Source organism: Pseudomonas sp. ICMP 3272, assembly GCF_001466905.1.
Taxonomy (GTDB): Bacteria; Pseudomonadota; Gammaproteobacteria; order Pseudomonadales; family Pseudomonadaceae; genus Aquipseudomonas; species Aquipseudomonas amygdali.
Genome location: NZ_LKEK01000060.1, coordinates 35,640 through 48,344 on the forward strand (window position 1 = coordinate 35,640; position 12,705 = coordinate 48,344).

A 12,705-nucleotide genomic window follows, 5' to 3' on the forward strand; every position below is an offset into this window, starting at 1 on the left:
CCGCGCATGACCAGCCTCGCCATTCAGACCACTCGGGTAACCGCCTCCACCTGCTGCTATTGCGGCGTTGGCTGCGGCGTGCTGATCGAGCATGACGGCCAGAATATCCTCGGCGTCAGCGGTGACCCGAAGCACCCGGCCAACTTCGGCAAGTTGTGCAGCAAAGGTTCAAGTCTGCACCTGACCGGGGACATCGACGCGCGCGCACTGTACCCGGAACTACGCCTGAGCAAAGACCTGGCACGCAGCGTCACCGATTGGGACACTGCGCTGGAGCACGCGGCCAACGTCTTCGCCGAGAGCATCCGCGAGCACGGCCCCGACAGCGTCGCATTCTATATTTCCGGCCAGTTGCTGACCGAGGACTACTACGCGTTCAACAAGCTGGCCCGCGCACTGGTCGGCACCAACAATATCGACAGCAATTCACGGCTATGCATGTCTTCGGCCGTGGCAGGCTACAAGCGCAGCCTGGGCGCCGACGCACCGCCTTGCAGCTATGAAGATATCGAACTGAGCGATTGCGTGATGATCGTCGGCAGCAACATGGCCTACGCGCACCCGATTCTGTTTCGTCGCCTGGAAGAAGCGAAAAGCCGTCGCCCGCAGATGAAACTCATCGTCATCGACCCACGACGCACTGATACCTGCGAACTGGCGGACCTGCACCTGGCGATTCAGCCTGGTACCGACGTTGCGCTGTTTCACGGCATCCTCAATGTGCTGATCAGCGAAAGCCTGGTTGACCCCGAGTTCATTGCCGCACACACACAGGGCTATGAGGCGCTGTCAGCGCTGGTACGAGATTACCCGCCTGAACACGTAGCAACCCTCTGCGGCATTACCCAGGAACAGCTACACACCTGCGCCCGCTGGGTGGGTGAAGCCCCGGGCTTTCTGTCGCTGTGGTGTATGGGCCTGAATCAATCCACTGCAGGCAGCGCAAAAAACAGCGCACTGATCAACCTGCACCTGGCCACCGGGCAGATCGGCCGACCCGGTGCAGGCCCCTTTTCGCTCACCGGCCAACCCAACGCCATGGGCGGACGTGAAACCGGCAGCCTGTCCAACCTGCTGCCCGGCCATCGCGACGCAGCCAATCCCGAACACCGTGCGCAGGTTGCGCACTACTGGGGCGTCGACAGCCTGCCCGCCAAGCCCGGTTTGTCCGCCATCGAACTGTTCGAGCAACTGCAGAACGGTACGATCAAGGCATTGTGGATTGCCTGTACCAACCCGGCACAATCACTGCCCGATCAGAACAGAATCCGACAGGCGCTGGAAACCTGCCCGTTCGTGGTGCTTCAGGAGGCCTTCAAGACCACCGAAACAGCGCGCTATGCCGACCTGTTGCTGCCTGCCGCCAGCTGGGGCGAGAAAGAAGGCACGGTGACCAACTCGGAGCGGCGCATTTCCAATGTCCGCAAAGCCGTTGCGCCCCCCGGCGAAGCGCGCTCCGACTGGGCAATTACTGTGGACTTCGCCCAGCGCCTGCAAAAGCGCCTGCAACCCGATGCACCTGCGCTGTTCGATTTCCACACACCCAAGGCCTTGTTCGATGAATTCAAAGGCCTGACGGTCGGGCGGGATCTGGACATGTCCGGGATCGACCGCGAGCTCATCGACCTCCATGGCCCACAGCAATGGCCCTTCCCTCGCGGTGCTAGCGTGGGCACGCCGCGGCTGTATACCGATGGTATTTTCCCCACCGACTCGGGCCGTGCGCAGTTTTTATCCGAGCCTTATATCGCCTCCAAAGAGCTGCGCGATGCTGACTACCCACTGACACTCAACACCGGCAGGCTGCGCGATCAATGGCATGGCATGAGCCGCACCGGTACGGCTGCGCGGCTGTTCGGGCATGTCAGCGAAGCGCTGTTGAGCCTCAACCCTCAAGACATGCAGCGTCATGACCTGCAACCTGGCGATCTGGTCAAGCTGATCAGCCGACGCGGCGAGCTGCTGTTGCCCGTCGGCGGCGATGACAGTATTGCCTGCGGTCAGGCCTTCTTGCCGATGCACTGGGGCGACCGGTTTCTCAAGGGCGGCGTAAACACGCTGACTCAGCCAGCCTTCGACCCGGTCTCGAAACAACCGGAACTCAAGCATTCCGGGGTCAGAATCGAAAAAGCTTATCTGCCCTGGCAGTTTTTCGCCCTGATCGAGGGCAATGTGCAGCAGCAGATGGAAAGGCTGCGCCCTCTGTGCGACGTGTTTACTTACCTGAGCATGGGCCTTGCCGGACGCGAGCGGCCTGCATTGGTCATACGCGCCGCCAGCGCCGAAGCGCCTGATACGATGCTGCTGCAGCACATTGACCAGATACTGGGCCTCGATGAAGGGCCGGTTATGGCTTATGACGACCCCAAGCGCTCAATTGGCAAGCGGGTGCGTATCGACAACGGCCGCATTACCGCCATCCGCCTGGCCGGTGAAACACTTGCCCGACACTGGCTGCAGGCGCTATGGCTGGAAGAGCGCATTGATGCTTCGCTACGGCGCTGGCTGCTTGCCCCGCTCAGTAGCGAACCTGGCAAAGACTCGACGCAGCCCCGTGACAAGACCTTGTGCAACTGCATGAACGTCAGCCAGAGCGCAGTAATGGACGGAATCGGGCGCGGCCTGGACCTGAATCAACTCAAGACACAATTGGGCTGCGGGACCCAATGCGGCTCCTGCGTGCCTGAAATAAAAAGACTGATCAACACCGTGGCCGTTACCCAATGAGGAGTGCAGCATGAGCGCAAAAGTATGGCTGGTGGGCGCCGGTCCCGGTGACCCGGAATTACTCACCCTCAAGGCAGTGCGTGCCTTGCACGAAGCCGATGTGGTGCTGATCGATGATCTGGTCAATACCGCAGTGCTTGAGCACTGCCCGAATGCGCGAGTTATTGCGGTCGGCAAACGCGGCGGTTGCCGTTCAACGCCACAAGCGTTCATCCATCGCCTGATGCTGCGCTATGTACGTCAGGGCAAATGCGTTGTGCGCCTCAAGGGCGGCGATCCGTGCATCTTTGGCCGTGGCGGTGAAGAGGCGCAGTGGTTGCAGGAACGCGGCGTCGCGGTGGAACTGGTCAACGGCATCACGGCGGGGCTTGCAGGCGCAACACAGTGCGGCATTTCGCTGACCCTGCGCGGCATAAGCCGTGGCGTAACACTGGTCACTGCCCATACCCAGGACGACAGCAGCCTCAACTGGCAGGCCCTCGCGCAAGGCGGAACTACTCTGGTGGTCTACATGGGCGTGGCAAAGCTGGCGGAAATTCGCGAGAGCCTGCTGGCTGGCGGAATGAGTGGCGAGATGCCGGTGGCGATGATCGAGAATGCTTCACTGCCCTGGCAGCGCGAGTGCCGCAGCACGTTGAATGCAATGCAGCGCGACGCCAGCGCTTTCGAGCTGAAGAGCCCTGCCATTCTGGTGATCGGCGCGGTTGCCGCGTGCAGCAATGAGCTGCTGAATCAAACGCTGATGGATCACGCACAGCTGAATGCCGGCTGACCCTGCCCCTTGAGGATCGTCTGCCTGAGCAAATCGCAGGCAAAGAAAAGCCCGGCCTAAGCCGGGCTTTTCAGTATAAGCGGCTAATTACTTAGCTTGAGCTTCTACTTCTGCTTCTACGCGACGGTTAACTGCGCGGCCAGCTTCAGTTGCGTTGTCAGCAACTGGACGGGATTCGCCGTAACCAACCGAGTTTACGCGGCTAGCGCCAACACCGTACTGGTTAACCAGAACCTGTTTAACGGCGTTTGCACGACGCTCGGACAGTTTTTGGTTGTAAGCGTCAGGACCGACGGAGTCAGTGTGACCTTCAACAGTGGTGGTGGTCTGTGGGTACTGCTGCATGAAGTCAGCGAGGTTCTTGATGTCGCCGTAGCTGTTAGGCTTGACTACGGATTTGTCGAAATCGAACTTCACGTCCAGCTCAACACGAACGACTTCAGCAACTGCTGGGCAGCCATCAGCGTCAACGGTTACGTTGGCTGGGGTGTCAGGGCACTTGTCGACGTTGTCGCACACGCCGTCGTTGTCGCTGTCGGAGCACACTTCAGCTACTGGAGCTGGTGCTGCTTCAACTTTCTTGCTGCCGCCGCCGAAGTTTACGCCGATACCGACGCTAGGCGCCCACTCGGTGTCGCCCTGGTCGATGTTGTACTGAGCTTCAACGCCAGCACGAGCATAGAAATTGTCGGTGAAGTACAGCTTGGCACCGCCGCCGATGTTGGCGAAGGTGGAACCGTTACGACCGTTGCGACCGTTCTGGCCAATGCTCTGATCGGAGAAACCGGCAGAAACGTATGGACGCAGCATGTCGCCTGGGTTGTTGAAGTGGTACAGAGCGTCCAGAGCGGTGTCGGCGCCCTTGATGTTCTTGCCATCATCGCTACGAACGTTGTGAACTTCGTCGTAGCCCAGACGCAATTCAACGTCGTCGGTCAGGAAGTAGCCAATCGAACCGCCGAACAGGTTGCCGTTGTTTTTGAAATCACGGGCGCTGTCGTACATTTCTTTCTTGGCGAAGCCTTCGATTTCGACTGCGCCTTGGCCTTGAGCCAGAGCGCCGAACGAAGTTGCGGCAACAATAGTACCAATGGCCAAGCCCAAGGTGTTTTTCAGTTTCATCCGTTAAATCCCCATCTGATGATTATTAAGCGGTCCCACACAGGGGGACAACTCAGCGGCGAGTCTACCAGACCTCGCCAGTTCTTTAGAGATATTTGCACCGTATTAAGTTTCGGCGATTCCCGCAAATTTCTCTCGTAATTTATCTAAAGCCCGCTTGTAACGCATTTTCGTTGCGCTCAAGCCCATGTGCATGATGTCAGCAATCTCCTGGAATTCAAGTTCTGCAACAAAACGCAGGACCAGAATCTCCCGATCGATCGGGTTCACATACACAAGCCAGCGATCAAGTCCGCCCCGCTCTTCAGGTTTGGGCGTCTTTTCTTCCGACGCTTCCTCAAGTGGATCCAGACTCAAAGCGTCCATCAAGCGACGCTTACGCCGTTCCTTCCTGTACTGCGTGATGCATTCATTGTAGGTGATGCTGTAAAGCCAAGTCTTAAATTTAGATTTACCTTCAAAATTTTTCAACCCATACAACACCTTAAGCATCACCTCCTGACAGACATCGTCAGCATCGCGATCGTTCCCTAAATAACGTGCGCAGACGTTAAAAAGTGTTCTCTGGTAACGACGCATCAATTCTTCATAAGCCCGCGTCACATTGAACAGCTCAACATGGGCGCGCGCGACCAGCTCCTCATCAGAGAGCTCGCGGGGATCGTAGCGCGTCGAAAACGGTTGAGGTTTATTCAAAACAAATCTTGCCGACAGTCAGGTCAGTGTCCGCCACGGCCTGTATCGGCAACCTGGCGGCATACATTAGCAGGTTAACCGCTTAACGGCTGCTTACTCTCTGCTCGAGCAGGATGCGATTGGAAAACGACACCAGCTCCCCATCGTCTGTCAGTAGCGTTGTCTTGACCGTACCGATTTCCTCGATCTGACCTTCCGTATCGCCCACCCGCACCTGCTGGCCCACCTGAAACAGCTCACGAACATAAATTCCGGCGATGATCTGCCCGGCAATCTCCCGACTGCCGAGGCCCAGGGCAAGCGCCACTGTCAGACCAACGGTAATCAAGGCAATCACAATAACGTGGTTCAGCAGGTCGGTCTTGACCTCAAGCTGGCTGATCGCAACCGAAATACTGATGATGATGACCAGACCCTGAGCAATTCGCCCCAGGCCGGCAGAGTAGTCGATACCTACGCCTTCGGCTGCGCCGCGTACCAGCCCATTGACCAGTTGCGCCAGCAGCACGCCAACCAGCAGCACCAGCGCGGCACCAAATACCTTGGGCAGATACAGCGCCAGCATGTCCAGCGTAGCTGAAACCCGCTGCAGCCCCAGGGATTCGGCAGCCGAGACGAGGAAAATCAGTAGGACAAACCAGTAGACGATTTTACCGATCAGGGTTGAGATCGGCACCTTGACGCCGGCGCGGCCGATAATCTTGGTCAGACCGGTACCGCCGACCAGACGATCCAGGCCCAGTTTGGCCAGCAGTTTGGAAAGCAGCGCGTCGAGCAGTTTGGCGACGACAAAACCCAGCAGCACCACAACAAGGGCGCCGAACAGGTTAGGGATGAAATTTGCGACTTTGGTCCACAATGCAGTCATTGCAGCAAGAAGGCTCTGGGTCCAGAGATTCAATTCCATGCTCAATCAGCCTTATCGATAGAACGGGCACCCGGAATGGTGCGGCGAGAAACAGGAGAGACGTGGGCAGAGCCGTTGTTCACGGCAATCATCAGTGCTTCTGACCAACGGCCCAGCAACCCGAACAACACACCGGCACCGACCTGGCGATTGGCGGTTTTCAGGACGCGTCCCAGACATGCGTCATCATCCCGGCTGGAGGATGAAGAATTGAGCATGTCGCGTAAAGATTCTTCAAACGGATCGTGCATCAGGCACCTCACGTAATGTCAGTCAAAGACGCGACGCGAAAACAACAAGTCACACGCGCCCGTCAAAAACCCGGACAAGCCCGTACTCATACCCAGCGCAATCGCTTGAATAGCCACCACTGCCCGACGGCTAACGCAACAATCAGCGAGCACGCCACCAGAAAGCCGTATGAACTGTCAGAACCGGGTATGCCGCCGACATTGATACCCAGCAAACCGGTGAGAAAACTCATGGGCAGGAAGATACCGGTAATGATCCCGAAACGGTACATGGTGCGGTTCATGTGCTCGCGCAAGCGCCGGTCTTCGGACTCCAGCAGCAGCCCTACCCGCTCGCGGGTCAGCTCGAGCTCTTCCAGATAGCGCGTCAGGCTGTTGTTCAGCTCATTCCAGTAATCGGCGTCGTCATGCGCGAACCACGACAGTTTAATCCGCGAAAGCTGGCCATAAATATCGCGCTGCGGCCCGAGAAACCGGCGTAAACCGGCTGCGCGTCGACGAATATGCAGCAGTTTGCCATGCTCGGGGCTGTACCGTTCGTCGGCGTCGGTTTTTTCTTCCTCTTCATCGACCGATTCGGTGAGTTCGCCGACCAGGTCCTGAACCTTGTCAGTCAGGTATTGCGCCAGGTACAGGATCAACTCCGAGGCACTGGTGGGGCCTTTACCCTGTCCCAGCCTCTCGATCAGTTCCTCAGTGGCCCGCAGCGGACGCAGGCGCAACGAGATCACCCGCTGCGCAGCAGCAAAAATGCGCACCGAGACCATGTCTTCCGGTTCGGCACCGGGGTTGAGGTTCACCCCGCGCAGAAACAGCAGCAACTCTTGCTCCGGCAACGGCAGCAGACGCGGCCGGGTGTTTTCTTCAAGCAACAGGTCGCAGGCAAATTCGCTCAGACCGCTACCGGTGCGCAGCCATGTATGGGTCTGCGGATGACTGCGATCCCAATGCAGCCACAGACTTTCCTGTGGCTGCAGCTCAAGGTCCTGCAACTCGGTTCGAGCGATGAAACGCGCCCCGCCTTTACCGTCCAATACGAGGGCATGAACCAGCCCCCACTGCGCGTTTGCTTCATCGAACATGGATACTTCGCTTATTCCGGCATGGTCAGGGGTGAAGGGGAAATGATGACGCCATTGTTGTCGGCATACAGATACTCTCCCGGACGGAAGGTCACGCCACCGAAGGTGACCAACACATTCAGGTCACCGATTCCGCGTTTCTCGGTTTTTTTTGGATGGCTGGCCAATGCCTGAACACCCAGATCGGTCTGCGCGATGACGTCGACATCGCGGATGCAACCGTAAATCAACATACCTTCCCAGCCGCTTTTGGCCGCTTTCTCTGCCAGCATGTCACCGAGCAAGGCACAACGCAGCGAACCACCACCGTCGACCACCAACACCTTGCCCTTGCCGTCGAGCTCGACCTGCTCTTTGACCAGCGAGTTGTCTTCGAAACATTTAACGGTGACGATCTGGCCACCAAACGAATCGCGACCGCCAAAATTGCTGAACATCGGCTCCACGACCTGAATCAGGTCCGGATAGGCGTCACACAGATCGGGGGTGATGTAGTGCATGAGGTCAACTCCTGTCTCGGGATTGATACGGACCGGCCTGATGAATCAGGCGCGACCGGCTGACGCTAACCATAGCGACTTTAACCGCTAACTGCCCACCGCCGCCTGAAACTCTACAACCTGTTCAGGAACATTCTGCTCGTTCAGCCACGCGATGACCCGCGGCCAGACCTGTTGCTGCGCGGCCTTGCTGACCAGCATCCGCACGTGGTCGAAGTCTTCGTCAAAGCCGTGCTCGCGCCCCAGACAAAGAAACTGTTTGTGCTGCTCTGATCCGATCTGATCGAACAGCGTGCGACAGGCCCACACCGGGTCCTGATGATCGCCAGCCGCAGCAACGGCCAGCAACGGCACCTGAACCTCCTTAAGCCCGGCCCACCAGTTGTTGTCGCGCTCGCCAAAACGCCCGAACAGCCCGTGCCAGCGCAGGCTTTCCAGCACCAGCCCTATCGGCTCATCTTCCGGCCCACGCTTGAAACGCGGCCCCGAGACATGTTCGAAGGACCTGAGCAACAGCCGCGCGGACCATTGCAGCGGCGGAATTTTCAGTGGCCAGTACGTGCGGCTGACCTGACTGCCGAACAACGCCACCGACGCTGCAGTTTCCGGCCCCAGGTATTGGCCGCCCAAGGCGGCCGCCAGGGTTGTGCCGCCCAGCGAGTGACCTATCCAGTGCGGTATCTGACCACTTTGCTCGCAGACGAAAGCGGCAATGGCGGGCACGTCGAAACGGGCATAGTCAGCCACACAGTTGGCGCGATAGTTCTGGTTGCGTGCCGACAAACCGTGCCCGCGCATTTCCGGGATCCAGACGTCATAACCGGCACGCGCCAGATACGGCCCAAGACCGATACCTTTGGGCGAATACCAGAAACGCCGGTTGGAAAAACTGCCATGCAGCAGAATCACCGGGATGCCGCGCACATCGGGCTGATCGACCAGCCCCAGTCGGGTCACCACCAGTTCGACGCTGGGGTCCGGGCTGTTGGCTGGCTTGAGACGGTAGACGTCCTCGACAAGATCGCCGCGACGCTCGGCGCTGATCAAGGCAACGGGAAAAAGCTGGCTACTGCTTTGCATATCACTCTTTATCTGGCTTGACAGACGGGATGAAACATCGGGCTCCGGGGCTATCGCGGCACGCCATAAAAAAGGCGGCTTCCGAAGAAACCGCCTCTTTCAAACACCTGAAGCACATGACGGCTCAGGCCACCCTCGCGTCACAAGAAGGCCGTGTCGCCTCAGACAGGCGCCTGCGCCTCGGCGAGGAAGAACCAGGTTTCCAGCACCGAATCAGGGTTGAGCGATACGCTCTCGATCCCTTGATCCATCAGCCAACGCGCCAGATCAGGATGGTCGGAAGGGCCTTGGCCGCAGATGCCGATGTACTTGCCCGCCTTGTTGCACGCCTGAATGGCATTGGACAGCAGCTTCTTGACCGCCGGGTTACGCTCGTCGAACAGGTGGGCAATGACGCCGGAGTCGCGATCAAGGCCAAGTGTCAGCTGGGTCAGGTCGTTGGAGCCGATGGAGAAACCGTCGAAATACTCGAGGAACTCTTCGGCCAGAATCGCATTGGACGGCAACTCGCACATCATGATGATGCGCAGGCCGTTTTCGCCACGTTTCAGGCCATTGGCGGCCAGCAGGTCGATGACCTGACTCGCCTCACCCAGCGTCCGGACGAATGGCACCATGATCTCGACGTTGGTCAGGCCCATCTCTTCACGCACGCGCTTGAGCGCACGGCACTCCAGCTCGAAACAGTCGCGGAAGTTCTCGCTGATATAGCGCGAAGCACCGCGAAAGCCCAGCATCGGGTTTTCTTCTTCAGGCTCGTATAGCTTGCCGCCGATCAGGTTCGCGTACTCGTTGGACTTGAAGTCCGACAGACGCACGATGACCTTTTTCGGCGTGAACGCGGCGGCCAGGGTGCTGATGCCCTCGACCAGTTTGTCGACGTAGAAACCGACCGGATCATGGTAACCGGCGATGCGCTTGTCGACGCTTTCCTTGATTTCCGGCGGCAGCAGCGAATAGTTGAGCAGCGCCTTGGGGTGCACGCCGATCATGCGGTTGATGATGAACTCCAGACGCGCAAGACCGACACCGGCGTTGGGCAACTGGGCGAAATCAAACGCACGATCCGGGTTGCCGACGTTCATCATGATCTTGAACGGCAGCTCGGGCATCGCATCGACCGAGTTGGTCTTGATGTCGAAACCCAGCTCGCCTTCAAAGATGTAGCCGGTGTCGCCTTCTGCACAGGAAACCGTTACGCCCTGACCATCCTGCAGCGTCTGGGTGGCGTTGCCACAACCGACCACTGCCGGAATGCCCAGCTCGCGCGCGATGATCGCGGCGTGGCAGGTACGACCGCCACGGTTGGTGACAATTGCGCTGGCGCGCTTCATGACCGGTTCCCAGTCCGGGTCGGTCATGTCGGACACCAGCACGTCACCAGGCTGGACCTTGTCCATCTCGGACACGTCCTTGATGATCCGCACCTTGCCTGCGCCGATGCGCTGGCCGATGGCACGACCTTCGACCAGCACCTTGCCGGTCTCCTTGAGCAGGTAGCGTTCCATGACGTTGGCCGAGGCGCGGCTTTTCACGGTTTCCGGACGCGCCTGCACGATGTACAGCTTGCCGTCGTCACCGTCCTTGGCCCATTCGATATCCATCGGGCACTTGTAGTGTTTCTCGATGATCATTGCCTGTTTAGCCAGTTCCGAGACTTCGGCATCGGTCAGGCAGAAGCGCGCACGATCAGCAGGCTCTACGTCGATCACCTTGACCGAACGACCAGCCTTGGCTTCTTCGCCGTAAATCATCTTGATAGCCTTGCTACCCAGATTGCGCCGCAGAATCGCCGGACGGCCAGCAGCCAGCGTGTCCTTATGCACGTAGAACTCGTCCGGGTTGACCGCGCCCTGCACAACCGTCTCGCCCAGGCCGTAGGCACCGGTAATGAACACCACATCGCGGAAACCGGATTCGGTGTCGAGGGTGAACATGACGCCCGCCGTTCCGGTTTCGGAACGCACCATACGCTGCACACCCGCCGACAGCGCGACCAGCTTGTGGTCGAAGCCCTGGTGCACGCGATAGGAAATGGCACGGTCATTGAACAGCGAAGCGAAGACTTCCTTGGCAGCGCGGATAACGTTCTCGACACCGCGAATGTTCAGGAAAGTCTCCTGCTGGCCTGCGAACGAGGCATCCGGCAGGTCTTCAGCGGTCGCAGAAGAGCGCACGGCCACCGCCAGGTTCGGATTGCCGGCTGACAGCTCGGCAAATGCAGTACGAATCTGGGCGTTGAGCGTCTCGGGAAACTCGGCTTCCATGATCCACTGGCGAATCTGCGCACCGGTGCGGGCCAGGGCGTTGACGTCATCGACATCGAGCGCGTCCAGCGCAGCATGGATCTGATCGTTCAGACCGCTCAGCTCAAGAAAATCACGGTAAGCCTGGGCCGTAGTCGCGAAGCCGCCGGGCACTGAGACGCCAGCACCTGCGAGGTTGCTGATCATCTCGCCGAGGGACGAGTTTTTGCCCCCCACGTGCTCTACATCATGGACGCCGAGCTTATCGAGGGAAACTACGTACTCTACCAAGGTGATCTCTCCACTAACTGTGTTTGTTGTTGGGAAAAGCTCATTCACCCGAATCACATGTGATGTGACCTCGGGCGTGTCTGGCCGGGCGCAGGCCCATGCCTTGAAACCGTACCTTCAAAAAAGACGCACCTGCAGGCAGGCACGCCTATGATAGCCAGAATTCGTCAACTGCTTAAGGCCTGGGTCAAAAATGAAACGATCTGCTTTCTTCATCTCGGACGGCACCGGTATCACCGCCGAAACCCTGGGCCAGAGCCTGTTGGCACAATTTGAAAACATTACATTCAACAAGTTCACCAGGCCCTATATCGACAGCGTCGAGAAAGCGCGGGCGATGGTACAACAAATCAATAATGCCGCCGACAAGGACGATGTGCGCCCGATCATCTTCGACACGATCGTCAATCAGGACATCCGCGAGATTCTGGCGACGTCCAATGGCTTCATGATCGACATCTTTTCGACCTTCCTCGCCCCGCTGGAGCAGGAGCTTAGTTCACACTCTTCCTATTCGGTGGGCAAATCGCACTCCATCGGGCATAACTCCAACTACATGGAGCGCATCGAGGCAGTCAACTTTGCGCTGGACAACGACGACGGCGCGCGGACGCATTATTACGACAAGGCCGACATCATCCTGGTTGGCGTGTCGCGCTGCGGCAAAACCCCGACCTGCCTGTACATGGCAATGCAATTCGGTATCCGGGCCGCCAACTATCCGCTGACCGAGGATGACATGGAGAAGCTGCAACTGCCTGCGGCGCTCAAGCAGCATCGCGAAAAGCTGTTCGGCCTGACCATTGACCCGGACCGTCTCACCGCAATCCGTCACGAGCGCAAGCCAAACAGCCGCTATTCCAGTTACGCGCAGTGTGAATTCGAAGTGCGCGAGGTAGAGAGCCTGTTCCGCCGCGAGAACATTCCCAACATCAACTCCACGCATTTTTCGGTGGAAGAAATCTCTGCCAAGGTGCTGGTCGAAAAAGGTGTAGAGCGGCGCTTCAAATAACCGTTGAAGGTAGCCACGT

11 protein-coding genes are annotated in these 12,705 nt (G+C 58.5%); 3 read left to right on the forward strand and 8 right to left on the reverse strand.

Annotated features, from left to right (window positions below; all coding sequences use genetic code 11):
* Positions 1-6 precede the first annotated feature (6 nt).
* A complete protein-coding gene (locus tag AO068_RS16665) occupies positions 7-2,727 on the forward strand; it encodes a nitrate reductase (RefSeq protein ID WP_058408928.1) in 2,721 nt (906 codons plus the stop codon).
* Between the two features lie 10 nt (positions 2,728-2,737).
* Positions 2,738-3,499: a uroporphyrinogen-III C-methyltransferase gene (gene cobA, locus AO068_RS16670; RefSeq protein WP_058401051.1), complete on the forward strand. Its 762-nt coding sequence runs from the start codon at positions 2,738-2,740 to the stop codon at positions 3,497-3,499.
* A gap of 87 nt (positions 3,500-3,586) precedes the next feature.
* Here the strand turns inward: cobA and AO068_RS16675 are convergent, their stop codons facing one another.
* The 8 genes from AO068_RS16675 to ppsA form a co-directional block, all read right to left on the reverse strand.
* The gene (locus AO068_RS16675) at positions 3,587-4,621 is read right to left on the reverse strand and encodes an OmpA family protein (RefSeq protein WP_058401050.1); all 1,035 of its coding nucleotides are present in this window, start codon (positions 4,619-4,621) and stop codon (positions 3,587-3,589) included.
* A 105-nt stretch (positions 4,622-4,726) separates the two neighbouring features.
* Positions 4,727-5,317, reverse strand: coding sequence for an RNA polymerase sigma factor SigX (gene sigX / locus AO068_RS16680; protein WP_002553043.1), 591 nt, complete (start codon positions 5,315-5,317; stop codon positions 4,727-4,729).
* An 82-nt stretch (positions 5,318-5,399) separates the two neighbouring features.
* Complete coding sequence (locus tag AO068_RS16685; RefSeq protein ID WP_058408917.1) at positions 5,400-6,224, reverse strand: mechanosensitive ion channel family protein; 825 nt, start codon at positions 6,222-6,224, stop codon at positions 5,400-5,402.
* 2 nt (positions 6,225-6,226) lie between these two features.
* The gene (locus tag AO068_RS16690; protein WP_002553041.1) at positions 6,227-6,475 is read right to left on the reverse strand and encodes a hypothetical protein; all 249 of its coding nucleotides are present in this window, start codon (positions 6,473-6,475) and stop codon (positions 6,227-6,229) included.
* A gap of 86 nt (positions 6,476-6,561) precedes the next feature.
* Positions 6,562-7,557 carry a zinc transporter ZntB gene (locus tag AO068_RS16695; RefSeq protein ID WP_058408918.1) on the reverse strand — a complete coding sequence of 332 codons (996 nt, stop codon included), beginning with the start codon at positions 7,555-7,557 and terminating at the stop codon, positions 6,562-6,564.
* Between the two features lie 11 nt (positions 7,558-7,568).
* A complete protein-coding gene (gene rraA / locus AO068_RS16700) occupies positions 7,569-8,057 on the reverse strand; it encodes a ribonuclease E activity regulator RraA (RefSeq protein ID WP_058401048.1) in 489 nt (162 codons plus the stop codon).
* A gap of 87 nt (positions 8,058-8,144) precedes the next feature.
* Entirely contained in the window at positions 8,145-9,137 is a 993-nt protein-coding gene (locus AO068_RS16705) for an alpha/beta fold hydrolase (RefSeq protein WP_058408919.1), read from the reverse strand.
* Between the two features lie 161 nt (positions 9,138-9,298).
* On the reverse strand, positions 9,299-11,674 hold the full coding sequence (gene ppsA, locus AO068_RS16710; protein ID WP_004667524.1) for a phosphoenolpyruvate synthase: 2,376 nt from the start codon (positions 11,672-11,674) through the stop codon (positions 9,299-9,301).
* Positions 11,675-11,867: 193 nt separating this feature from the next.
* Here ppsA and ppsR point away from each other — a divergent pair, with 193 nt between their 5' ends.
* Positions 11,868-12,686 (forward strand): posphoenolpyruvate synthetase regulatory kinase/phosphorylase PpsR, encoded by an 819-nt coding sequence (ppsR, locus tag AO068_RS16715; RefSeq protein ID WP_010215814.1) that lies wholly within the window; start codon positions 11,868-11,870, stop codon positions 12,684-12,686.
* Positions 12,687-12,705: the final 19 nt, after the last annotated feature.